This is a genomic window from Streptomyces sp. NPDC051364, from assembly GCF_040682115.1.
Taxonomy (GTDB): Bacteria; Actinomycetota; Actinomycetes; order Streptomycetales; family Streptomycetaceae; genus Streptomyces.
On the sequence record NZ_JBFBAH010000012.1, the window covers coordinates 1 to 22,323 of the forward strand.

At 72.4% G+C, this 22,323-nt stretch carries 20 protein-coding genes; 8 read left to right on the plus strand and 12 right to left on the minus strand.

The window, feature by feature from the left end; translation table 11 throughout:
* Positions 1 to 94: 94 nt before the first annotated feature.
* From AB0M76_RS24280 to AB0M76_RS24300, 5 genes are all read right to left on the minus strand, one after another.
* Positions 95 to 1,267, minus strand: a complete 1,173-nt coding sequence (locus AB0M76_RS24280) for a histidine kinase (protein ID WP_365955015.1) — start codon at positions 1,265 to 1,267, stop codon at positions 95 to 97.
* An 82-nt stretch (positions 1,268 to 1,349) separates the two neighbouring features.
* On the minus strand, positions 1,350 to 2,084 hold the full coding sequence (locus AB0M76_RS24285; RefSeq protein WP_365954861.1) for a hypothetical protein: 735 nt from the start codon (positions 2,082 to 2,084) through the stop codon (positions 1,350 to 1,352).
* Entirely contained in the window at positions 2,081 to 3,979 is a 1,899-nt protein-coding gene (locus AB0M76_RS24290) for a phosphatidylglycerol lysyltransferase domain-containing protein (RefSeq protein WP_365954862.1), read from the minus strand. The genes AB0M76_RS24285 and AB0M76_RS24290 overlap by 4 nt, the downstream gene beginning before the upstream one ends.
* A gap of 36 nt (positions 3,980 to 4,015) precedes the next feature.
* Positions 4,016 to 5,089 carry a nicotinate-nucleotide--dimethylbenzimidazole phosphoribosyltransferase gene (gene cobT, locus AB0M76_RS24295; RefSeq protein WP_266994047.1) on the minus strand — a complete coding sequence of 358 codons (1,074 nt, stop codon included), beginning with the start codon at positions 5,087 to 5,089 and terminating at the stop codon, positions 4,016 to 4,018.
* A 71-nt stretch (positions 5,090 to 5,160) separates the two neighbouring features.
* Entirely contained in the window at positions 5,161 to 6,366 is a 1,206-nt protein-coding gene (locus tag AB0M76_RS24300; RefSeq protein WP_365954863.1) for a bifunctional adenosylcobinamide kinase/adenosylcobinamide-phosphate guanylyltransferase, read from the minus strand.
* A gap of 114 nt (positions 6,367 to 6,480) precedes the next feature.
* Between AB0M76_RS24300 and AB0M76_RS24305 the strand changes: the two genes are divergently transcribed.
* Complete coding sequence (locus AB0M76_RS24305) at positions 6,481 to 6,693, plus strand: hypothetical protein (protein WP_365954864.1); 213 nt, start codon at positions 6,481 to 6,483, stop codon at positions 6,691 to 6,693.
* Between the two features lie 74 nt (positions 6,694 to 6,767).
* Here the strand turns inward: AB0M76_RS24305 and AB0M76_RS24310 are convergent, their stop codons facing one another.
* Positions 6,768 to 7,511: a methyltransferase domain-containing protein gene (locus AB0M76_RS24310; RefSeq protein ID WP_365954865.1), complete on the minus strand. Its 744-nt coding sequence runs from the start codon at positions 7,509 to 7,511 to the stop codon at positions 6,768 to 6,770.
* Positions 7,512 to 7,576: 65 nt separating this feature from the next.
* Positions 7,577 to 8,185 (minus strand): DUF3043 domain-containing protein, encoded by a 609-nt coding sequence (locus tag AB0M76_RS24315; protein WP_365954866.1) that lies wholly within the window; start codon positions 8,183 to 8,185, stop codon positions 7,577 to 7,579.
* 322 nt (positions 8,186 to 8,507) lie between these two features.
* Between AB0M76_RS24315 and AB0M76_RS24320 the strand changes: the two genes are divergently transcribed.
* Positions 8,508 to 9,302: a PspA/IM30 family protein gene (locus AB0M76_RS24320; protein ID WP_365954867.1), complete on the plus strand. Its 795-nt coding sequence runs from the start codon at positions 8,508 to 8,510 to the stop codon at positions 9,300 to 9,302.
* A 13-nt stretch (positions 9,303 to 9,315) separates the two neighbouring features.
* Positions 9,316 to 9,594 carry a hypothetical protein gene (locus AB0M76_RS24325; RefSeq protein ID WP_365954868.1) on the plus strand — a complete coding sequence of 93 codons (279 nt, stop codon included), beginning with the start codon at positions 9,316 to 9,318 and terminating at the stop codon, positions 9,592 to 9,594.
* A 118-nt stretch (positions 9,595 to 9,712) separates the two neighbouring features.
* Here the strand turns inward: AB0M76_RS24325 and AB0M76_RS24330 are convergent, their stop codons facing one another.
* Positions 9,713 to 10,483 (minus strand): hypothetical protein, encoded by a 771-nt coding sequence (locus AB0M76_RS24330; RefSeq protein ID WP_365954869.1) that lies wholly within the window; start codon positions 10,481 to 10,483, stop codon positions 9,713 to 9,715.
* Between the two features lie 87 nt (positions 10,484 to 10,570).
* Between AB0M76_RS24330 and AB0M76_RS24335 the strand changes: the two genes are divergently transcribed.
* The 3 genes from AB0M76_RS24335 to AB0M76_RS24345 all read left to right on the plus strand — a co-directional run bounded on the left by AB0M76_RS24335 (position 10,571) and on the right by AB0M76_RS24345 (position 15,651).
* Entirely contained in the window at positions 10,571 to 11,404 is an 834-nt protein-coding gene (locus tag AB0M76_RS24335; RefSeq protein ID WP_365954870.1) for an adenosylcobinamide-GDP ribazoletransferase, read from the plus strand.
* 39 nt (positions 11,405 to 11,443) lie between these two features.
* Positions 11,444 to 12,145 carry a response regulator transcription factor gene (locus tag AB0M76_RS24340; RefSeq protein WP_328621699.1) on the plus strand — a complete coding sequence of 234 codons (702 nt, stop codon included), beginning with the start codon at positions 11,444 to 11,446 and terminating at the stop codon, positions 12,143 to 12,145.
* A gap of 362 nt (positions 12,146 to 12,507) precedes the next feature.
* Complete coding sequence (locus AB0M76_RS24345; RefSeq protein ID WP_365954871.1) at positions 12,508 to 15,651, plus strand: efflux RND transporter permease subunit; 3,144 nt, start codon at positions 12,508 to 12,510, stop codon at positions 15,649 to 15,651.
* A gap of 150 nt (positions 15,652 to 15,801) precedes the next feature.
* Here the strand turns inward: AB0M76_RS24345 and nadA are convergent, their stop codons facing one another.
* A complete protein-coding gene (nadA, locus tag AB0M76_RS24350) occupies positions 15,802 to 16,989 on the minus strand; it encodes a quinolinate synthase NadA (RefSeq protein ID WP_365954872.1) in 1,188 nt (395 codons plus the stop codon).
* Positions 16,990 to 17,295: 306 nt separating this feature from the next.
* On the opposite strand from nadA, the gene erpA reads away from it, so the two are divergent.
* On the plus strand, positions 17,296 to 17,652 hold the full coding sequence (erpA, locus tag AB0M76_RS24355) for an iron-sulfur cluster insertion protein ErpA (protein WP_008738845.1): 357 nt from the start codon (positions 17,296 to 17,298) through the stop codon (positions 17,650 to 17,652).
* 88 nt (positions 17,653 to 17,740) lie between these two features.
* Here erpA and AB0M76_RS24360 read toward each other — a convergent pair whose 3' ends face one another.
* Complete coding sequence (locus AB0M76_RS24360) at positions 17,741 to 19,189, minus strand: hypothetical protein (protein ID WP_365954873.1); 1,449 nt, start codon at positions 19,187 to 19,189, stop codon at positions 17,741 to 17,743.
* A gap of 114 nt (positions 19,190 to 19,303) precedes the next feature.
* Positions 19,304 to 19,537: a hypothetical protein gene (locus AB0M76_RS24365; RefSeq protein WP_365954874.1), complete on the minus strand. Its 234-nt coding sequence runs from the start codon at positions 19,535 to 19,537 to the stop codon at positions 19,304 to 19,306.
* A gap of 132 nt (positions 19,538 to 19,669) precedes the next feature.
* On the opposite strand from AB0M76_RS24365, the gene AB0M76_RS24370 reads away from it, so the two are divergent.
* A complete protein-coding gene (locus tag AB0M76_RS24370; protein ID WP_365954875.1) occupies positions 19,670 to 20,647 on the plus strand; it encodes a carbohydrate kinase family protein in 978 nt (325 codons plus the stop codon).
* A 49-nt stretch (positions 20,648 to 20,696) separates the two neighbouring features.
* Here AB0M76_RS24370 and AB0M76_RS24375 read toward each other — a convergent pair whose 3' ends face one another.
* Positions 20,697 to 22,076 carry an aminotransferase class V-fold PLP-dependent enzyme gene (locus tag AB0M76_RS24375; RefSeq protein ID WP_365954876.1) on the minus strand — a complete coding sequence of 460 codons (1,380 nt, stop codon included), beginning with the start codon at positions 22,074 to 22,076 and terminating at the stop codon, positions 20,697 to 20,699.
* Between the last annotated feature and the right edge of the window lie 247 nt (positions 22,077 to 22,323).

Genomic DNA, 22,323 nt, shown 5'->3' on the forward strand with positions numbered 1-22,323 from the left:
GCACCCTGGTACGTCCAGTACAAGCGTGCCGCTCCGCCTTGCGATGCACCGCACCGGACGACGCGAAAACGAAACCCCACTTCCCCGAGGCCGCTCAGGCCACCGGAAGGACCGCGTGCACCCGGTAGCCGCCCCCGTACCGGGGCCCGGCGAAGCAGGAGCCGCCCAGCGCCGTGGCCCGCTCGCGCATGCCGAGCAGCCCGTGGCCGCCGCCCGCGCCGTCGTCCGCGGGGAGCTCGGCGGTGCCGCCGTCGTCCAGCACGGTCACCTCCACCGAGGGGCCGACCCGGACCACGCTGACCTCGGCCCGGACCTCCGGGCCCGCGTGCTTGCGCACGTTGGTCAGGGCCTCCTGGATCACCCGGTACGCCGCCAGGTCCACGGCGGCCGGCAGCGGGTCCCGCTCCCGGCCCATCTCGACCATCACCTTCACCGGCAGTCCGGCGTGCCGGAAGGTGTCCACCAGTTCGTCCAGTACGGCCAGCCCCGGCGCCGGTTCGGTCGGCGCCTCCGGGTCGCCGGACTGGCGCAGCAGGCCGACCGTGGCCCGCAGCTCGTTCAGCGCCGAGCGGCTCGCGTCCCGTACGTGGGCCAGGGCCTCCTTGGCCTGGTCGGGACGCTTGTCCATGACGTGCGCGGCCACCCCCGCCTGCACGTTGACCAGGGCGATGTGATGGGCCACCACGTCGTGCAGGTCGCGGGCGATCCGCAGCCGCTCCTCGGCGACCCGCCGCCGGGCCTCCTCCTCGCGGGTCCGCTCGGCCCGTTCGGCCCGCTCCCGTATCGCGTCGACGAACGCCCGTCGGCTGCGCACCGCGTCGCCGGCCGCCGCGGCCATCCCGGTCCAGGCGAAGATGCCGATGTTCTCCTGCGCGTACCAGGGCAGCGGGCCGGCCAGCATGGCCACGCCCGTCAGCCCGGCCATCGTGAGCAGGGCGATCCGCCAGGTGGTGGGCCGGTCGGTGCGGGAGGCCAGCGTGTACAGGGCGATCACCGTGGACATGGCGACGGGGGCCCGGAGCTCGCCGGTGGTCAGCTCCAGCAGGCAGAGCCCGATGGTCACGGCGAGCACGGTGCGCGTGTGCCGCCGCCGGAACACCAGCGCGGCCGCGCCCAGCACGATCAGCAGCAGGGAGAACGGCTCGGGGGTCCGGGTCCCGAAGGTGGGCCCGTGCGGGCCGTGCGGATCGGCGAACGAGCCGACGACCATGGAGACGAGCGCCCCGAGCGCGAGAACGGCATCAGTGGCGAGCGGATGGGTCCGCATCCAGTGCCGGGTGGGGGCGAACGGCCCGAGGTCTGTCGTCACCCCGATACGGTACGGCCTGCCTCCGGCCGGGCGGACGGCGTCAGAAGCCGGGACGCTGCGGGGGCAACGGGGTGGCCGGGGGCGGGCGCCGGCCGAGGGGGGCGCGGGAGCGTGCCGGGCCCCATTTCGCGCGGACCACGCACACCGCCATGACGGCGGCGATGGCCGCGAGATGCTCCTTGCCCGCCAGGTTGTCCTTGACCAGCACCTCGCCGATCATCACCACGATCACTGCGGCGCCGGTCAGGTACGCCCGGTAGCGCCAGCAGACGTAGATCGCGAGGCCGACCACCGCCGCCGACGGGCCGGTGTCGTTGACGACGCGGTCGGACACCGGCAGGCCGAAGGGGTGGTCGGGGCCCAGCGAGAGCCCGATCCGCGCGTACGTGGTCCCGGCGAGGGTGGCGACGTAGCCGATCAGCAGCGTGCGCCACCAGCCGATGCAGATCTCCGAGATCCCGAAGACCAGCAGGATCTGGGCGAGGGCCCCCCACACGGGCAGGTCGAGGGCGGGGACGAACAGGGACAGCGGGGTGCGCAGCACGGCCAGCCACAGCGGGTCGACGGCCTTGACCGACCCGAGGTTCTGGACCGGCTGGAAACCCCAGGCCGTGTTCTGGACGATCTGGAAGACCGACGTCAGGCAGACGGCCCCCAGCGTCATCGGGGCGGCCCGCCACGTGTCGCGGACGAGGGCGTCCCGGACGGTCCAGAACAGGGGCCCCCACTCGCGGCGGGCAAACCGCCGGAGGGGGGTGGTCGTCCACGCCGTCAACGATTGGTCTCCAGATGTCTGCGGTTCAGCCACTTCGGCAGCCCGGGAGCCTCCAGGAAGCCCTCGGCCCGGCCCGCCGCGATACCGATCCGCAGCAGGTCGGAGCTCTTCTCGAAGAGCATGAACCGCGGTTCCCAGATCGGTCGGTATTTGGCGTTGGCCCGGTAGAGGGACTCGATCTGCCACCAGCGGGAGAAGAAGCTCAGCAGCGAGCGCCACATGCGCAGCACCGGACCCGCGCCGAGCTTGGACCCCCGCTCGAAGACGGAGCGGAACATCGCGAAGTTGAGCGAGACCTGTGTGACGCCGATCTCCTTGGAGCGTTCCAGGAGTTCGATGACCATGAACTCCATCAGACCGTTCTCGGAATCACGGTCGCGGCGCATCAGGTCCAGCGACAGACCCTTGGGGCCCCACGGCACGAAGGACAGCACGGCGCGCAGATCGCCGTTGCCGTCGGTGCACTCCAGCATCACGCACTGGCCGTCGCCGGGATCGCCCAGTCGGCCCAGCGCCATGGAGAACCCGCGCTCGGTCGCACCGTCGCGCCAGTCGTCGGCCCGGGTGAGGAGTACGTTCATCTCCTCGGCCGGGATGTCGGCGTGGCGGCGGATCCGGACCGTGTACCCGGCGCGCTTGACGCGGTTGTAGGCCTGCCGGACGGTCCGCATGGCACGGCCCTCCAGGGTGAACTCGTCGGTCTCGACGATGGCCTCGTCGCCCAGCTCCAGCGCGTCCAGACCGTGCCGCGCGTAGATCTGCCCGGCTTCCTCGCTCGCGCCCATCACGGCCGGCACCCAGCCGTGCTCGCGGGCCTCGGCCAGCCAGGGCTCGATGGCGCCGGGCCAGGCCTCGGGGTCGCCGATCGGGTCGCCGGAGGCCAGCGAGACCCCGCCGACGACGCGGTACGTGACGGCGGCCTTGCCGGTGGGGGACCAGATGACGGACTTCTCGCGGCGCAGCGCGAAGTAGCCGAGCGAGTCGCGGTCGCCCTGCTTGGCGAGCAGCGCGCGCAGCTTCTCCTCGTCCTCCTCGGTCAGCGGGTCGACGGCGCGGCGCGAGCGGAAGGCGGCGAGCAGCACGGCGATCAGCAGCAGCGTCGACATGACGTTGATGACGATGTCCACCCAGCCGGGCGTGGTGATCGCCGCGTAGTCGCGGGCGTTGGGCTCCAGGGTGATGAGCCGCATCACGCCGTACCGCCAGCGGGCCAGGAACGTGGCGTCGGCGGCGTCCGGGTCGGTGTTGGCGGCGCCGACGATCAGCGCGGCGAGCAGCGAGGTGACCAGCAGGCCGACGGCGCCGACGATGGTGGCCAGCCTGGGGTTGGAGCGGTCGCCCTTGGCGTAGAACTCCCGGCGGCCGAGCAGCAGGGCGCCGACGAAGGCCGCGGTCAGCGCGAGGGAGACCCAGTTCTGGGTGTGGTCCCGGAACTCCGGGTAGCAGAGGTTGAAGTCGCCGCTGGTGCACGGGGCGAAGGCCGCGGTGGCGAAGGCCAGCAGCAGCATGCCGCTGAGCACCAGGTTCAGGATCCACGCGGCCCGCTTGCGGCGGCCCATGGTGACCGCGAGCAGCAGCGAGAACAGGCCGGACGCGAAGCCCGCCGTGAGCAGGTACGGGGTGTAGAAATCGGCGGTGTTGTGCCGGCGCAGGTCCTGCCCGAGTGAAAGCCACACCGCGCTGAGGAAGTTGACGAAGGTGACGGCGCGCAGGTACCAGACCGCGAACGCGGCGCTGCGCCGTGACCGGGCGGAACCCCGGGCGGAACCCCGGCCGGTCTCCCGGCCGCCCCCTTCGTTTTTCCTGCTGTTCGTGTCCTTGCCGGATCCCTGTGCTGCCTTGGCAGCCTGTGCGGGCCGGTCGATGTCTGCGCTGGTCAAGCGGGCCTCTCCCATAAAACGCGATCATATGGGGCGCCGCCGACCGGTTGCTCAGTCCTTCGGCTCCTCCGGCTGCTGGGCCGCCTGCTCCGGGAGTTCCGCCGAGAGTGCGGCGGCCGCCTGGACCAGGGGGAGAGCCAGCAATGCCCCGGTTCCTTCTCCCACAGTGACGCCGTGGTCGAGCACCGGGTTGAGTGCCATCCGGTCCAGGGCCTTCGTCTGGCCCGGCTCGCCGCTGGCCTGCCCGGCCAGCCACCAGTCGGGGGCCCGGAACGCGGCGCGCTGGGCCACCAGCCCGCAGGCTGCCGAGACGATGCCGTCGAGGATGACCGGCGTACGGCGGACCGCGCACTGGAGCAGGAAGCCGGTGATCGCGGCCACGTCGGCGCCGCCGACCGCCGCGAGCAGGGCCACCTGGTCGCCGAGGACCGGGCGGGCCCGGCGCAGCGCGTCGCGGATCGCCGCGCACTTGCGCATCCACGTCAGGTCGTCGATGGGCAGTCCGCCGCGCCCGGTGACCACAGAAGCATCGGTTCCGCACAGGGCGGCGACGAGCACCGCCGCGACCGTGGTCCCCCCGACGCTCACGTCCCCCAGGACCACGAGGTCGGTGCCGGAGTCGGCCTCCTCGTCGGCGATCCGCATCCCGAGCCGCAGGGCCGCGTCGGCCTCCTCGAGGGTGAGCGCGTCCTCGATGTCGATCCGCCCGCTGCCGCGGCGCACGCGGTGGCGGACCACGTCCTCGGGCAGCAGCCCGGGCTCGCAGTCCAGGCCGGCGTCCACGATCCGTACGGTGGCGCCGAGGCGCCCGGCGAGGATCGAGACGGGGCTGTTCCCGTCGAGCACGGAGCGCACCAGCTCGTGCGCACTGCCGGCGGCGCGGGCGGAGACCCCCTCGGCGGCGATCCCGTGGTCGGCGGCGAACAGCACGACGCGGGGCCGCTCGATCGGCCGGACGGGCACCCGCCCCTGCGCGGCGGCGAGCCACTCGGCGAGCTCGTCGAGCCGCCCCAGCGCTCCGGCCGGCACGGCCAGCCGCTCACGGCGTTCCTCGGCGTCACGCCGGACGCCCCCGTCGGGGCGCTCGATCAGATCGGAGAAGTCGTCGAGATTCAGCGTGGTCATCTGCCAGAGCGTACAGCGGGTAAGGCCCTCCCCAAGCCCCGTCCGCGCTGCTCGCCGGGCGGGGTGCGGAGTCAGTCCTTAAGGACCACCGCCTGCCCCGCGACCACCATCAGGACGTGCTCGCACTCGGCGGCCACCAGGCTGTTCAGGCGCCCCAGTTCGTCGCGGAAACGCCGACCGGACGCGGTCGCGGGAACGATGCCCGAGCCCACCTCGTTGCTGACGGCCACCACCGTGCGGCGGGTCGCCCGCACGGCCGCCACCAGCTCCGCCACCCGTTCCCGGAGCTCCTTTTGACCCTGCGCCGCCCAGACGGCGTCGTCCCAGGCCCCCGCCCGGTCCATCGCGTCGGTCAGCCACAGCGCCAGACAGTCGATCAGCAGCGGCGGCCCTCCCTCCACCAGCAGCGGCGCCAGCTCGCACGTCTCCACCGTGCGCCAGCTCCCCGGCCGCCGCTCCCGGTGCAGGCCGATCCGCGCCGCCCATTCCGTGTCGCCGTCCCGAGAGCCGCCGGTGGCCACGTAGACCACCTCCGGGAAGCTCCCCAGCCGCCGCTCCGCCTCGAAGGACTTCCCCGAGCGGGCGCCGCCGAGCACCAGCGTCCGGCGCGGCAGGTCCGGCACCGAGTGGTACTCGCCGACCGTCACCGTCGTCCCGTCCGGCACCGCCCGCGCCCCGGCCGCCGCGCACCGGCGCGCCAGCTCCCGGCCCGGCGGGGTGTCGTGGTCCAGGTGGACGGCGATCACGTCGGTGGTCGGCCCGGCGGCGCCGCTCGCCCGCAGCCGCGCCAGCGCCTCCGGCCGGCCCAGCACGTCCGCGAGGACCAAGTCGTACGGGCGCTGCCCGACGGCGCCGTTCGTTCCGGCCGGCGCCCCTCCGGGCGGCAGGTACAGCAGCCGGCTCCCGTCCGGCCCGGTCACCTCGTACCCGGTGCCCGGCGCGTCCATGGGCACCGCCCGCACCCGGTGCCCGCTGATCACCGCGAGCTCCCGTCCGTCCGGTACCCGCCCGGCGGCCGGCAGCCCCGGCGGCAGTTCGACCGGCGGCCCGTCGTGCGGATGGGTGAGCAGGACCTGCCGTACGCCGGCCAGCGAATGCCCCGCGCGGGCGCCGGCCAGCACCGCCCCGGGGGTCAGGTCGAGCAGCAGCGCCCCGTCGACGAGGAGGGACGTCGCGGCGCGCGACCGGGGGCCGACGGAGACCGCGCAGGCCGCGCAGGGACAGCCGGGGCGGGGCAGTCCTTCGGGTGTGCCGGTGCCGAGCAGAGTGAGTTCCACGAGAAGATCCTCCCGCGTCGCCGGGACTGCTGCGCGCCCGGCTACTCTGCGGGCAGACTCAAGACGAAGAGCGTGCGGGAACGTGCGAGCAGCGGACGAGCAACGGAGGCGGACATGGCGTGGACGTGGCGGTTCGAGAAGGCCGACGGCACCGAGACGAGCCCGGCGGTCGAGCCGGAGGAGTTCACCACGCAGGGCGACGCCGAGTCGTGGATCGGCGAGGTCTGGAAGGAGCTGCTGGAAGGCGGCACCGAGCAGGTGAAGCTGTCCGACGACAACGGCACCGAGCTGTACACGATGAGCCTGCGTGAGGCTCTGAACGCCTGAGCGGCGGCTGCCGATGCAGGAAGCCCGGACCCCGTCGGGGTCCGGGCTTCTCCGGAAGTCGTGCCGGGGGCGGGTCAGCCCCGTACGCCGCACAGGTGCAGCAGCGCCGCGACCCCGCGGTACGGGTCGGTCCGCCCGGCGCGGTCCTCGGCGGCCAGCAGCCGCTCCAGCTCCTCGTCCGGGGGAAGTTTCTCGCCGGCCTCGGTCCCGTCGGTGAAGACGCGTACGCCGTACCAGGCCTGCAGCGGTGCGCCGATCCCGGAGAGCGTGGCCGTGAGCCCGGCCAGCCGGTCGGCCCGTACGTCCAGGCCCAGCCGGTTCGTGTAGTCGATGGTGTCGAAGGCGGCCAGGGCGGCCGGCCAGTCGGCGTCCAGTCCGGGCCGCATCGCGAGGGCGTCGCCGTTGCGCACCAGCAGGGACAGCAGTCCGCCGGGCGCCAGCATCCGGGCCAGCCCGGCGAGCATCGCGTCCGGCTCGGGCACGTACATCAGAACGCCGTGGCACAGCACCACGTCGAAGCTGCCCGGCAGGAAGTGCGCGCCGGTCTCGCGGCCGTCGCCCTCCATGAGCCGGACCCGGTCCTGGATCCCGGCGGGCTCGGCCGCCAGCGCCTCCTGTGCGACGGAGAGCATCGCGGGGTCCTGCTCCAGTCCGGTGACCTTGTGCCCGGCGCGGGCGAGACGCAGCGCCTGGGTGCCCTGGCCCATGCCGACGTCCAGGACGCGCAGCCGCTGCCCGACCGGGAAGCGGTGCGCGATCTGTTCGTCGACCTGCCGGCCCACGAGTTCCTGGCGGACGGCGTTGCGCAGTCCGCCCAAGCCCTCGAGCCACAGCCTGGCGCCCCCCGCGAAACCGTCCCCCGACGCTCCGGGCTTCCCTCCGGTCAGGGCCGTTCCCCGCGCTTGACCTGCGGCTTCGGCAGGCGCAGCCGGCGCATCTGGAGGGTGCGCATCAGGCCGTACGCGATGGCGCCGCGGCGCGGCTCGTCGGGGAAGCGCTCGGCGAGGGCCTTGCGCATGCGGAAGCCCATGGCGATGGAGTCGACGAGGATCAGGGCGATCACCGCGAGCCACAGCAGCAGGGCGATGTTCTGGATGGACGGCACCCGCACCATGCTCAGCACCAGGATGATCACTGCCAGCGGCAGGAACATCTCGGCGACGGAGAAGCGGGAGTCCACGTAGTCGCGGACGAACTTGCGCACGGGGCCCTTGTCGCGGGCCGGCAGATAGCGCTGGTCGCCGTTGGCGAGGGCCTCGCGCTGCTTCGCCATCTCTTCGCGACGGCGCTCGCGGGCGCGCTTTGCATCCTCCTTGCGATTGCCGGTCGATGCCACGACGGCCTTGCGCTGCGACTGGGCCACAGCACGCTTCGGGGTCGGGCGGCCCTTCGGGGCCTGCGGGTCACGGGGCTGCGAGAGGTCGGCGGTCACCTTGTCGGTGGCTGCGGCCTTCTCTTCCTTGGAGGAACGGCTACCAAACACAAAACCCAAGCCTACGTGGTTGCGGGCGGGTACCCCACTCTGCCGGGGAACGATCCGGCAACGGCGGGCGTCTTCCCTGTGCAGGGTTCGTACAGCGGGTCGGGCCTTCCCGGACCCTCCGGCGCCCGTCGGGGGAGCACCTACTCCCTACGCCTGACAAGGGCGGGGGCGGAGTCGTCCTGGAGGAGGAGCGCATCCGTACACGAACAGTGCGGTAATGGAGACAGGGCCCGTACTGTGGGTTCTGATGGTGGTCGGCCCGGCAGGCCGGGGTGATCGCCATGGCTGGTGACCTGGAGCGAAGTCCGTCAGAAGGGGGCGCGCGAAGCCCATGAGCGGTGTCATGAAGCGTATGGGGATGATCTTCCGCGCGAAGGCGAACAAGGCCCTGGACCGGGCCGAGGACCCGCGCGAGACCCTCGACTACTCGTACCAGAAGCAGCTGGAGCTGCTTCAGAAGGTGCGCCGCGGCGTCGCCGACGTGGCGACCTCCCGCAAGCGCCTGGAGCTGCAGCTGAACCAGCTCCAGGGCCAGTCCGTCAAGCTCGAGGACCAGGGCCGCAAGGCCCTCGCCCTGGGCCGCGAGGACCTGGCCCGCGAGGCGCTGTCCCGGCGCGCCTCGCTGCAGCAGCAGGTCAGCGACCTGGAGGTGCAGCACCAGACCCTGCAGGGCGAGGAGGAGAAGCTGACCCTCGCCGCGCAGCGCCTCCAGGCCAAGGTGGACGCCTTCCGTACGAAGAAGGAGACCATCAAGGCCACGTACACGGCGGCGCAGGCGCAGACCCGGATCGCGGAGTCCTTCTCCGGCATCTCCGAGGAGATGAGCGACGTCGGCCTGGCCATCCAGCGGGCCGAGGACAAGACCGCCCAGCTGCAGGCCCGTGCCGGCGCGATCGACGAGCTGCTGGCCTCCGGCGCCCTCGACGACCAGAGCGGCCTCGGCTCCAAGGACGACATCCAGGCCGAGCTGGACCGCCTCTCCGGCGGTACGGACGTGGAGCTGGAGCTCCAGCGGATGAAGGCCGAGCTGGCGGGCGGTCCGTCGGCGCAGCAGCAGGCCATCGAGGGCGGCGCCCCGGGCAACGCCCAGCAGCCGCAGACCCAGCACCGGTTCGACAAGCAGTAGGACGGGGCCCGTCATGATTGTCCGCATCATGGGGGAAGGTCAGGTGCGGGTGGCCGACAGCCACTTCACCGAGCTCAACAAGCTGGACGACGACCTGCTCGGCGAGATGGAGAGCGGCGACGAGGAGGGCTTCCGGCGCACGCTGGGCGCGCTGCTCGAGGCCGTACGGCGGCTCGGCGAGCCGCTGCCGGACGATGCGCTGGAGCCGTCCGAGCTGATCCTGCCCGCGGAGGACGCCTCGCTCGACGAGGTCAGGGAGATGCTCAGCGACGACGGCCTGATCCCGGGCTGAGCCGCCCGGCAGCAGGACACGGAAGTGACGGCGCCCGGCCGTCCCCCTGCGCGGGGGCGGGCCGGGCGCCCCCGTGTCCAAGCGGCCTCGGGGGCGTGCCCCACTTCCCCGAGGCCGCTTAGTGCTTCGTCGGCTTCGGGACCGCCGCCCGCTCCGGATCCGGGGTCCCGCCGATGAAGTTCTCGAACTTGCGGCGCGGGGCCGCCCAGCGCCGGTCGTGATGGAACGCGCGCAGCTTGGCCTTGGCGCGGGCCCGCGGGCGTTTCGCGTAGAACCTCTTCGCGTACGGGGAGCCGGGCCGGGCCAGCCGGATCGCCCCGATCAGCGCCACGAAGGGGACGACCGTGCCGAAGAACGCGGTCCGCGCCTTGCCCTTCCACAGGGCGATCAGGGCCAGGAAGAAGTTGGTGGCGGTGTTCATGATGATGAGCCCGCGGCTCTGCCGTTCATCGGCGGTCAGGTCGTTGACGCCGAACGGCAGGAACCCGCCCAGCACCAGCGCCACCAGCGCGGCCGTCAGGACCACGATCTCGACGCTCTTGCGGCCCTGCTCGCTCCAGTAGACGTCGTCGAGGTGCAGGATCAGCGCGAACTCGTCCAGCACCAGGCCGGCGCCCAGCCCGAAGATGACGGCGGAGAGCAGCGCGCCGAAGCCGTACCGGCCGCTGCCGACGGCCCCGAACCCGCCGATGATCACGAGGACGACGCCCGGCACCACGTGGTGGATGTGCACGCCGCCCGGGGTGATGTTCTTGAACGGTCCCCGCCCGGCCCGGATCAGCCGGGTGATCACGCGGGTGACGAGGAACGACATGACGAACGAAAGCAGGGCGAGGAGCAACGGGAGCTTCCCCGGTTCGACGATGTTCCGGTACCACCAGTGACCCATATCGCCGGCTCCCTGTTGTGGGCAGCTCCCCAATTTTCCTGTATGCGGCAATTTACCGCCCTCGGCGAACGGGTAGCGTTCGCGCCGATGAAAGATTCGTTCGACGACCCACCCCCCGCGTCGCCCCTGACGCCGCCCGCGGAGCGCGCCTCGCTGCGCGACGGCCTGCGCTTCGCCTTCGGCACGCTCACCGTGCTGCCCGCCCGCATCACGCGCTGGGACCGGCCCGCGGCCCGCACCGGCATGGCCTGCGCGCCGCTCGCCGGGCTCGTCGTGGGCCTGCTCGCGGCCGTGCCGGGGGCGCTGCTGCTGGTCCTGGGCGGCGGCCCGCTGCTCGCGGCGGCCGTCACCGTCGCCGTACCGGCCGCCCTGACCCGGGGGCTGCACCTCGACGGCCTCGCCGACACCGCCGACGGGCTGGGCAGCGCCAAGCCGGCCGAGGCGGCGCTGCGCATCATGAAGCAGTCCGACATCGGCCCCTTCGGGGTGGTGGCGCTGCTGCTCGTGCTGCTCGTCCAGGTCGGGGCGCTGGCCGACCTCTACGCCGAGAGCTGGGTCCACGGGGCCCTGGCGACGGTCATCGCGGCCGTCACCGCCCGGCTGGCCATGACGCTGGCCGCCCGTGACGGCGTACCGCCGGCCCGCCACGAGGGGCTGGGGGCGGCGGTCGCCGGGGTGCTCCCCAAGGGCTCGGCCGCCGGCATCGCCGCACTGGTGGCCGTCCTGGCCGGGGCCGCCGCCCTGCCGGTGGGCCCGGGGGCCGCCGTGCAGTGCGCGGGCGCGGTCCTGATCGCCCTGGCGGCGGCGGAACACCTGCTCCGCCGCTGCGTACGCCGCTTCGACGGGGTCACCGGCGACGTCTTCGGCGCCCTCGCCGAGATGGCGGCGACCACGGCCCTCGTCATCCTGGCCCTGGGCTGACCCCCCTGCCCCCGGAGGGGAACACGTAGGGTTCGGGGCGTGGAAGAGACGCCGACGACCATCAGGGTGCTGCTCGCCGACGACCAGGCCCTGCTCCGCAGCGCCTTCAAGGTGCTGGTCGACTCCGAGCCCGACATGGAGGTCGTCGGCGAGGCCTCCGACGGCGCCCAGGCCTGCGAACTGGCCCGGCAGACCCGGCCCGACGTGGTGCTCATGGACATCCGGATGCCCGGCACCGACGGCCTCGCAGCCACCCGCATGATCAGCGCGGACCCCGAACTCGCCGCCGTCCGCGTGGTCATGCTGACTACCTTCGAGGTCGACGAGTACGTCGTCCAGTCCCTGCGGGCCGGCGCCTCCGGGTTCCTCGGCAAGGGCGCCGAGCCCGAGGAGCTGCTCAACGCCATCCGCGTCGCCGCCGCCGGGGAGGCCCTGCTGTCCCCGGCCGCCACCAAAGGGCTCATCGCCACCTTCCTCGCCCAGGGCGGCGGCGCCGACCCCGGCGGCCCCGCCGCCGTGCACGCCGAACGGCTCGCCGCGCTGACCGTCCGGGAGCGCGAGGTCCTCGTCCACGTCGCCGCGGGCCTGTCCAACGACGGGATCGCAGGCCGGCTCGAGGTCAGCCCGCTCACCGTCAAGACCCATGTGAACCGGGCCATGGCCAAACTCGGCGCCCGCGACCGGGCCCAATTGGTGGTCATCGCCTACGAATCGGGACTGGTCCGGCCCCGGGCCGAATAAGCGGCCTCGGGGAAGTGGGGTTTCGTTTTCGCGTCGTGCGGTGCGGTGCATCGCAAGGCGGAGCGGCACGCTTGTACTGGACGTACCAGGGTGCTGCGACAACGCGGCGAGGCGCCGTGCCGGGCGGCGCGGGGGCGTGCCCCACCTCCCCGAGGCCGCTTAGCGCCGCTGCCGCCCGCGGGCCGACGCGTACGGCCGGCGCGCAGCGGCGTGGAGTACGGCCGCGTACTGCGGACGCGGTATGCGGCACATAAAGACGCGGCACCTGGGGGCGACGCAGCACCGCCCCGGCGTGCGGAAGGCTGAAGGCCCGCGGCCTTCAGGCCCAGCCCCGCGCACGCCACAGCAGAGAGATCCCACCCATGTCCTGGCTGTCCCGCTTCAGCCTGGCCCAAAGAGCGCTGATCGGCCTCGTGTCGATCACCGCACTGCTCTTCGGCGCCATAGCCATCCCGCAGCTCAAGCAGCAGCTGCTGCCGTCCATCGAACTGCCGATGGTGTCCGTGCTCGCGCCGTACCAGGGCGCCTCGCCCGACGTGGTGGAGAAGCAGGTCATCGAGCCGATCGAGGCCACGCTCAAGGGCGTCGACGGCATCACCGGCATCACCTCCACCGCCAGCGAGGGCAACGCCCTCATCATGGCCAAGTTCGACTACGGCGACAGCGGCACGAAGCAGCTCGTCGCCGACGTCCAGCAGGCCGTGAACCGGGCCCGAGTACGGCTGCCCGCCGAGGTGGACCCGCAGGTCGTGGCCGGCTCCACCGACGACATCCCGACCGTCGTCCTTGCCGTCACCTCGGACAAGGACCAGCAGGCACTCGCCGACCAGCTGAACCGTTCGGTCGTCCCCGTCCTCGAGGACATCGCGGGCGTCGGTCAGGTCAGCGTGGACGGGGTCCAGGACCTCCGGGTCGCCGTCACCCCCGACAACGCCAAGCTCGCGGCGGCCGGCCTCGACGGCGCCGCCCTCGCGCAGGGCCTCCAGGCGGGCGGCGCGACCGTCCCCGCCGGCTCCTTCGACGAGGCGGGCAAGAACCGGACCGTCCGCGTCGGCGGCGGCTACACCTCCCTCGCCCAGCTCGAGGACCTGCGCCTGAGCGCCGGCCCCGGCAAGCCGGCCGTGCGCCTGGCCGACGTCGCCACCGTCAAGCAGGAGCCCGCCAAGGCCGTCTCCATCACCCGCACCAACGGCAAGCCCAGCCTCGCCCTCGTCCTCACCATGGACAAGGACGGCAGCGCCGTCGCGATCTCCGACGCCGTCCAGGACAAGCTGCCCGGGCTGCGCACCGCGCTGGGCGCCGGCGCCGAGCTGACCGTCGTCAGCGACCAGGGCCCGCCCGTCGCCAAGTCCATCTCCAGCCTCACCACCGAGGGCCTGCTCGGCCTGCTCTTCGCGGTGATCGTGATCCTGGTCTTCCTGGCGTCGCTGCGCTCGACGCTGGTCACAGCGGTCTCCATCCCGCTGTCCGTGGTCCTCGCGCTGATCGTGCTGTGGACCCGCGACCTGTCGCTCAACATGCTGACCCTGGGCGCGCTCACCATCGCCATCGGCCGCGTCGTCGACGACTCGATCGTGGTCCTGGAGAACATCAAGCGCCACCTCGGCTACGGCGAGGAGCGCGAGGCCGCCATCATCGCCGCGGTCAAGGAGGTCGCCGGCGCGGTCACCTCCTCCACGCTCACCACCGTCGCCGTCTTCCTGCCGATCGCGTTCGTCGGCGGCATGGTCGGCGAGTTCTTCGGCCCGTTCTCCCTCACCGTCGCCGCGGCCCTGCTGGCCTCGCTGATCGTGTCCCTGACGGTCGTGCCGGTGCTCTCGTACTGGTTCCTGCGCGCGCCGAAGGGCGTGGCGGCGGGGGACCCCGAGAGCGCAGCGAAGGCGCGGCGCGAAGCCGAGGAGAAGGAGGCGAAGAGCCGCCTCCAGCGCTTCTACGTACGGGCCCTGGGCCTGGCCACACGCCGCCGGATCGCCACCCTGGCCGTCGCGGTCGTCGTCCTCATCGCCACCTTCGGGATGGCCCCGCTGCTGAAGACCAACTTCTTCGACCAGGGTGAGCAGAGCGTCCTGACGGTCAAGCAGCAGCTGCCCCCGGGCACCTCGCTGGCCGCCTCCGACGCGGCGAGCCAGAGGGTCGAGAAGGCCCTGACCGAGGTCAAGGGCGTCAAGGACTACCAGGTCACCGTCGGCTCCTCCGGCTTCCTGGCCGCCTTCGGCGGCGGTACGGGCTCCAACCAGGCCTCGTACCAGGTCACCCTCGAGGACTCCGGCGACTCCGATGGCGTCAAGAAGCGCATCGAGGACGCCCTCGGCAAGCTCGACGGCATCGGTGACACCAGCATCTCGGCGGGCGGCGGCTTCGGCAGCCAGAACCTGAGCGTGGTCGTCAAGGCGGGCGACGCGGCCGTCCTCGCCCAGGCCGCCGAGCAGGTCCGGGCCGAGGTGGCCACGCTCGACGACGTCACCGACGTACAGAGCGACCTGTCCCAGTCCGTGCCCCGGATTTCGGTGACCGCCACCCCGAAGGCCGCCGAGGCGGGCCTGAACCAGGCCGCGCTCGGCGCGATCGTGGCCCAGGCCGTACGGGGCAACCCGGCGGGCAAGGCCGTACTGGACAACACCGAGCGGGACATCGTCATCAAGTCCGCGCAGCCGGCCACCACCCTGGCCGAACTGCAGGCGCTCCCCGTCGGCCCGGTCAAGCTCGGCGACGTCGCCGAGGTCAAGGAGGTCCCCGGCCCGGTCTCGATGACCCGGATCGACGGCGCCCGCGCCGCCACCGTCACCGCGAAGCCGGTGGGCGACAACACCGGCGCGATCGGCGCCGCGCTCCAGACGAAGATCAGCGCACTGGACCTGCCCGAGGGGGCCACGGCCACCATCGGCGGCGTCTCCGAGGACCAGGGCGAGGCCTTCGCCTCCCTGGGCCTGGCCATGCTCGCGGCCATCGCGATCGTGTTCATGCTGCTCGTGGCCACGTTCCGCTCGCTGATCCAGCCGCTGATCCTGCTGGTGTCGATCCCGTTCGCGGCGACCGGCGCGCTCGGCCTGCTGCTGGTGACCGGCACCCCGCTGGGCGTCCCGGCGATGATCGGCATGCTGATGCTCATCGGCATCGTCGTGACCAACGCGATCGTCCTGATCGACCTGGTCAACCAGTACCGTGCCCAGGGCCTCGGCGTCGTCGAAGCCGTCATCGAGGGCGGCCGGCACCGCCTGCGCCCGATCCTCATGACGGCCCTCGCGACGATCTTCGCGCTGCTCCCGATGGCGCTCGGCGTCACCGGCGAGGGCGGGTTCATCTCGCAGCCGCTCGCGGTGGTGGTGATCGGCGGCCTCGTCAGCTCGACCCTGCTGACGCTGCTCCTGGTGCCGACGCTGTACACGATGATCGAGCTCCGCAAGGAGCGCCGCCGCGCGAAGCACGAGGCCAAGCGCACGGCCCGCCTGACGGTGGTCCCGACGCCGGACGAGTCCTCGGACGAGGAATCCCCGGTCACAGTCTGAGCACGTACAAGGGTGGAGGGGCGTCCCGCAACGGCGGGGCGCCCCTCCTCGGATCTGCGGCAGGTACGCGGCCAACTCCCCCTTCGTACCGGGGAGGTTAAACGAAAGGGGCACCCGTCGGGGTGCCCCTTTCGCTGATCGGTGCCGTGGCTACGGCAGCGCGAGCATGCGCTCCAGGGCGAGCTTCGCGAAGCTCTCCGTCTCCTTGTCGACCTGGATCTGGTTCACCAGGGTGCCCTCGGCCAGGGACTCCAGGGTCCACACCAGGTGGGGGAGGTCGATGCGGTTCATCGTCGAGCAGAAGCAGACCGTCTTGTCGAGGAAGACGACCTCCTTGTCCTCCGCGGCGAATCGATTCGCCAGGCGGCGGACGAGGTTCAGCTCGGTGCCGATGGCCCACTTGGAGCCGGCCGGGGCCGCCTCCAGCGCCTTGATGATGTACTCCGTCGAGCCGACGTAGTCCGCGGCCGCCACGACCTCGTGCTTGCACTCGGGGTGGACGAGGACGTTCACACCGGGGATGCGGGCGCGCACGTCGTTGACCGAGTCGACCGAGAAGCGGCCGTGCACCGAGCAGTGGCCGCGCCACAGGATCATCTTGGCGTTGCGCAGCTGCTCGGCGGTCAGGCCGCCGTTCGGCTTGTGCGGGTTGTAGAGCACGCAGTCGTCCAGGGACATGCCCATGTCGCGGACGGCGGTGTTGCGGCCCAGGTGCTGGTCCGGGAGGAAGAGGATCTTCTCGCCCTGTTCGAAGGCCCAGTCGAGGGCCTTCTTCGCATTGGACGACGTGCAGATCGTGCCGCCGTGCTTGCCGGTGAACGCCTTGATGTCGGCGGAGGAGTTCATGTACGAGACGGGGACCGTCACGTCGGCTATGCCCGCCTCGGTGAGCACGTCCCAGCACTCGGCGACCTGCTCGGCGGTGGCCATGTCGGCCATCGAGCAGCCGGCCGCGAGGTCGGGCAGGACGACCTTCTGGTCGTCCGAGGTCAGGATGTCCGCGGACTCGGCCATGAAGTGCACGCCGCAGAAGACGATGTACTCGGCCTCCGGCTTCGCGGCCGCGTCCTTGGCCAGCTTGAAGGAGTCGCCGGTGACGTCGGCGAACTCGATCACCTCGTCACGCTGGTAGTGGTGGCCGAGGATGAAGACCTTGTCCCCGAGCTTCTCCTTGGCCGCGCGGGCGCGCGCGACCAGGTCCGGGTCCGACGGCGAGGGCAGGTCGCCGGGGCACTCCACCCCGCGCTCGCTCTTGGGGTCGGCCTCACGGCCGAGCAGCAGCAGGGCAAGGGGCGTCGGCTGGACGTCCAAAGGCTGGGCGGTGGTCACGACACGCACCCTTTCTGTTCTGCGACAAGGGGAACTTCTGAAGCAGAGCTTCGACTTCTCGTCTATTTGACGCTATCTATCATAGCTGCTTCACGTCACTTTGACGATGCCGATAGTGTCGATGTGACGAATTCCCCTGAGATGAAGCACTCGGTCCGTCGGGCCCAGCTGCCCACGACGGTGTGCGAGCATGAATATCTAAGACATACGTCGGGTCCGGAATGAATCCGCGGCCCCGCTCGTTGCCATCGACGGCAAGAGTCCGACGTTTCCCTGCTTCCGGCGGGGAGCCGCCCACCCCGGGAGTGAATGCAGATGTCCGTACAGGACGACAAGACCACTGTGAGCGACGGCATCCTCCTGTCCGACGCCGCCGCCGAGAAGGTCAGGACCCTGCTGGAGCAGGAAGGCCGCGAGGACCTGGCGCTTCGCGTCGCCGTCCAGCCCGGCGGCTGCTCCGGCCTGCGCTACCAGCTCTTCTTCGACGAGCGCTCCCTCGACGGTGACGTCGTCAAGGACTTCGACGGCGTGAAGGTCGTCACGGACCGGATGAGCTCCCCGTACCTGCACGGTGCCTCGATCGACTTCGTCGACACCATCGAGAAGCAGGGCTTCACGATCGACAACCCCAACGCCACCGGCTCCTGCGCCTGCGGCGACTCGTTCAGCTAAGCCGGTCGTCCGGCTGAGCCCGGAGCGAGCCCGTACGACGAAAGGCCCCCGGCACCGAGAGGTGCCGGGGGCCTTTCGTCGTACGGGGCTACTGCCGGGGGAGCGGCTTGCCCGAGGTCACGTCGACCACCTTGCGCTCGCCGAGCGGCTGCTGGAGGGTCGTCGACACCGTCATCTCCTGGGCGATCATGATGCAGGCCCGGCCCGGCTCGTTCGGGGTGTCTGTGATCTTCACCATGACCGACCCGGCCTCCTCCCGCGCCTCCAGGGCGTAGGTGCTGCACACCCCGCCCCAGAAGTTCACGGTCAGCTTCTTGTCGGCCTCCTTGTAGGAGAACCCGGGCACGGTCTTGCCGCCCTTGGGGGCCGAAGGCGCAGTCGAGCCGTTCTCACCGGCCGGCTGGACCACCGTGCGCCCGGGCCCGCCGTTGCTGCCCGCCACCTCGAACAGCCAGGCCGGCACGAGCCCGCGCGCGCCGTCCACGGTCCCCGGGGCCAGCCCGAGCACGGCCCCCTTCACGGTCTCCGTCCGCGGCGGCTTCATCGGGCGCGGCTCCGGGTTGCAGGGCGGCGTGTCCGAGGGGCCGACCGGGGTGTCCGGGGTCAGCGGAACCGAGGTCGCGCAGCCGCTCGGCCCCGGGTCCGTACCGCCCGTCCCGGCCGAGGACCGGTTCAGCCGGGCCAGCGCCTCGACGGCCCCGACCACCGGCTGCTCGGCGGCGCGCACGGGCGCCTTCAGCTCGCCGCTGCCCGCCACCACCTGGGAGTCCGCGCCCACGCTGACCTTCGTGGACCAGCCCTGCGTGGGCAGCCCGTCGATCACCGGGTCGGCGTTGACCACGCGGACGGCGCCCTGGACGAGCCGGGCGTCCAGCTTGGCCCCACCCTGGCCGGCGGCCGCGAGCACCGGGGCGGCGGCGGCCCTGGCGGCCTCCTCGCTCACCGGTGTACCGCCCTTGCCGCCCGCGCCGTCCGCCTCCTGGGCGCCCTGGGGGAGCGTGGCCGGGCCGCAGGTGTCCTTGCCGCGCTTGCAGTCGTCACCGGCGCCGCCCGTCCCCTGGAAGCGGGAGAAGTTCCAGGTGCCGGGCGCCTTGCGGCTCACCGTGAGCCGGGGTCCGGCGCCGTCCGCGGTCTCCCCGGCCTGCCAGACGTCGCCGGTCAGCCGCGGGGTGCCCGGGATGCCGAGGGCCGTCGCGAGCCGGGCCACCTCCTCCGAGGTGACCTCGCCGGTCGCGGCGAAGGCCGGCGCGGTCGCCGGAGCCTCGGGAAGGGCGATGTCCGCCCGGTACGTCACCCCGCTGCCGTGCGGATCCGGCTCTCCGGGGGCGATGCCCGGCCCGGAGGGGCTCGGCGCGACGCGGGGCGCCGAGGCCGCGCTGTCACCCGTACGGCCGCCCGGCGTACCGTCGCCGTAGGCCGTCGACGCCCAGTACGCCGTACCGCCGCCGGTGAGCAGGACGGCGGCCGCGATCGAGCCGATGGCCCAGGCCGGCCGCCGCCGTGTGCCGCGTGATGTGTCGGGTTGTTCGCTGGTCACCGCTTGCTCCTTCGCCCGTACCGCAGTGGCTGATGCGGCTGTGACGGAACAGACGGCGAACCGGTTCCGCAGCTCCGGGAGGAGCTTCCGGAAGGAGCTTCCGGAAGACCGGCCCTACTCGCCGTACTCGGCCGTGGAGGCGATCAGGCGGGCCGAGGCCGGCGGGACGCTGATCCCGTGGATCTGGGAGGGCGCCACCCGGTCCGGCCGCGGGTCCGCCGGGACCGTCCAGTGCGGGGCCATCCTGGCGCAGTCACCCAGCAGCCGGGCGAAGCCGGGCTGCGTGTCGGCCGTCTTCTCGGCGTTTCCGCCGTTCGCGGCGTACCCGAAACCATCGGAATAGGTCATGGGGCACGGTAGGCACGGCGCAGCGGGCGAAGAAAGACCTACTACGGGGTAGTTTCGTGCGGTCGGCCGCAGGGCAGCGACCGGGTAGTTTTGAATGTCCCCCTCGCCGTCCCTCGCAGGAGCGTCCACGCCGTGCGTATCGCCATCACCGGCTCCATCGCCACCGACCACCTCATGACCTTCCCCGGCCGCTTCGCCGACCAGTTCGTCGCGGACCAGCTGCACACGGTCTCCCTCTCCTTCCTCGTCGACAACCTCGACGTACGGCGGGGCGGTGTCGGCCCGAACATCTGCTTCGGCATGGGCCAGCTCGGCATCCGCCCGATCCTGGTCGGCGCGGCCGGGTACGACTTCGACGAGTACCGCGCGTGGCTGGACCGGCACGGCGTCGACACCGACTCCGTGCGGATCTCCGAGGTCCTGCACACCGCGCGCTTCGTGTGCACCACGGACGCCGACCACAACCAGATCGGCTCCTTCTACACGGGCGCGATGAGCGAGGCCCGCCTGATCGAGCTGAAGGCGGTCGCGGACCGGGTGGGCGGGCTCGACCTGGTCCTCATCGGCGCCGACGACCCCGAGGCGATGCTGCGCCACACGGAGGAGTGCCGGACGCGGGGGATCCCGTTCGCGGCGGACTTCTCGCAGCAGATCGCCCGGATGGACGGCGAGAACATCCGCACCCTCATGGAGGGCGCGACGTACCTCTTCTCGAACGAGTACGAGAAGGGCCTCATCGAGTCGAAGTCCGGCTGGTCGGACGAGGAGATCCTCGCCAAGGTCGGCACCCGGGTGACGACGCTGGGCTCGCGGGGCGTGCGGATCGAGCGGGTCGGCGAGGAGCCGATCGTGGTCGGCTGCGCCGAGGAGACGGCGAAGATCGACCCGACGGGCGTCGGCGACGCGTTCCGCGCCGGGTTCCTGACCGGTCTGGGCTGGGGTGTGGGGCTGGAGCGGGCCGCGCAGGTCGGCTGCATGCTGGCCACGCTCGTGATCGAGACGCTGGGCACCCAGGAGTACACGCTGGCGCGTGCGCACTTCATGGAGCGCTTCACGAAGGCCTACGGCGAGCCCGCCGCTTCGGAGGTCCGCGCCCACCTGGCGGCGTAGCCGCTGGGGCTGGGATGGGCCGGCGGGGCTGAAATCAGCCCCGTCGGCGTCACACCCGCCGGCGGACCGTGTACGCCACCCCCACCGGGCGGGGGGCTTCGCCCACGTATGTGTGGCCGCGCATCGTGCACCAGGCCGGGATGTCCAGGCGGGCCACCTCGTCGTCCGACAGGACGGTCACGGTCCCGCCGACCGGGACCGTGCCGATGACCCGGGCCAGCTCGATCACCGGCTGTGGGCAGCGCAGGCCCAGCGCGTCGATCTCCCGCGCGTCCGACACCGGCGCCACGGCCACCGGTTCGCCCACGCCGAGCGTGGCGCGGGCCCCCGCCACCACCCCGGGCAGGACCTCCAGGAAGCCGTTCACCTCCTCCGCCGTCGTCCCCGACGGCAGGGAGACCCGTACGTTTCCCTCCGACAGCACGCCCATCGCCTGAAGCACATGACTCGGGGTCAGCGTGGAGCTGGTGCAGGAGGAGCCCGACGAGACGGAGTAGCCCGCCCGGTCCAACTCGTGCAGCAGCGTCTCGCCGTCGACGTACAGGCAGGAGAACGTGACCAGGTGCGGCAGCCGCCGCTCCGGGTCACCGACCACCTCCACGTCCGGCACCAGCCGCGCCACGCGCCGCCGGATGCGGTCCACCAGGATCCGCAGCCGGGCCGCCTCCGTGTCGGCCTCGGCCCGCACCGCCCGCAGCGAGGCCGCCGCCGCCACGATCGCCGGGAGGTTGGTGAAGCCGGGGGATCGGCCCGACTCCCGTTCGTCCGCGGGGAATTGGGGCGAGAAGCGGACGCCCTTGCGGACCGCCAGCAGCCCGACTCCCGCCGGGCCGCCCCATTTGTGCGCGCTCGCGGTGAGCACCGACCAGCCGCCCTCGACCGGGCCCCAGCCCAGCGACTGCGCCGCGTCCACCAACAGCGGCACCCCCGCCGCCGCGCAGACCTCGGCCACTTCCGCCACCGGCTGGACCGTGCCCACCTCGTGGTTGGCCGACTGGAGGCAGGCCAGGGCCGTCGTCGCGTCCAGTACGGAGGCGTACCCGGCCGGGGACACCGCCCCCGCGCGGTCCACCGGGACCTGCGTCACCGTCCCGCCGGCGGCCTCGTGCGCCTCCGCCGCATGGAGGACAGAACTGTGTTCGACCGCTGATACGACCAGATGACCGCCGACGCGCCGGCGCCCGGCGAGGGCTCCCGCGACCCCGGTGTGAACCGCGTGCGTCCCCGAAGGAGTGAACACGAGCTCGTCGGGGCGACAGCCCACGGCCTCCGCCGCCGCCTCGCGCGCCGCGTCCAGCAGCAGCCTCGCGCGCCGGCCCTCCCGGTAGAGCCGGGCGGGGTCCGCCCACCCCTCGTCCAGGGCGGCCTGCAGCGCCTGCCGGGCCACGGGGTGCAGGGGAGCGGCGGACGCGGTGTCGAAGTAGGGCATCCGGCCACGCTAACCGGAGGCCGGCACCGTTCGAGGTCAGGGGCCGTCAGATGCCCCCCGGAGGCCGCCATTCAGGGGGTGTTGGGCCGTCCCCCGTACGGCGGATCCATCCCTTCGGGGGCAGTAGCGGCGCGTTGGGCACCCTCCCCGCGCGACCCCAAATAGCGTCCAGTAGGGTTTGGTCCGCATAAACATCCAAACCCCTGCCTGCGTCAGGGCCGGCGACCGACCCGAATACGGCCGCGGC

Excerpts from the sequence above, each read along its gene's own strand:
- AB0M76_RS24280 (WP_365955015.1), bottom strand. The coding sequence starts at position 1,267 with ATGCGGACCCATCCGCTCGCCACTGATGCCGTTCTCGCGCTCGGGGCG.
- AB0M76_RS24290 (WP_365954862.1), bottom strand. The coding sequence starts at position 3,979 with ATGGGAGAGGCCCGCTTGACCAGCGCAGACATCGACCGGCCCGCACAG.
- cobT (WP_266994047.1), bottom strand. The coding sequence starts at position 5,089 with ATGACCACGCTGAATCTCGACGACTTCTCCGATCTGATCGAGCGCCCC.
- AB0M76_RS24305 (WP_365954864.1), top strand. The coding sequence starts at position 6,481 with ATGGCGTGGACGTGGCGGTTCGAGAAGGCCGACGGCACCGAGACGAGC.
- AB0M76_RS24320 (WP_365954867.1), top strand. The coding sequence starts at position 8,508 with ATGAGCGGTGTCATGAAGCGTATGGGGATGATCTTCCGCGCGAAGGCG.
- AB0M76_RS24325 (WP_365954868.1), top strand. The coding sequence starts at position 9,316 with ATGATTGTCCGCATCATGGGGGAAGGTCAGGTGCGGGTGGCCGACAGC.
- AB0M76_RS24330 (WP_365954869.1), bottom strand. The coding sequence starts at position 10,483 with ATGGGTCACTGGTGGTACCGGAACATCGTCGAACCGGGGAAGCTCCCG.
- AB0M76_RS24335 (WP_365954870.1), top strand. The coding sequence starts at position 10,571 with ATGAAAGATTCGTTCGACGACCCACCCCCCGCGTCGCCCCTGACGCCG.
- AB0M76_RS24345 (WP_365954871.1), top strand. The coding sequence starts at position 12,508 with ATGTCCTGGCTGTCCCGCTTCAGCCTGGCCCAAAGAGCGCTGATCGGC.
- erpA (WP_008738845.1), top strand. The coding sequence starts at position 17,296 with ATGTCCGTACAGGACGACAAGACCACTGTGAGCGACGGCATCCTCCTG.
- AB0M76_RS24365 (WP_365954874.1), bottom strand. The coding sequence starts at position 19,537 with ATGACCTATTCCGATGGTTTCGGGTACGCCGCGAACGGCGGAAACGCC.
- AB0M76_RS24375 (WP_365954876.1), bottom strand. The coding sequence starts at position 22,076 with ATGCCCTACTTCGACACCGCGTCCGCCGCTCCCCTGCACCCCGTGGCC.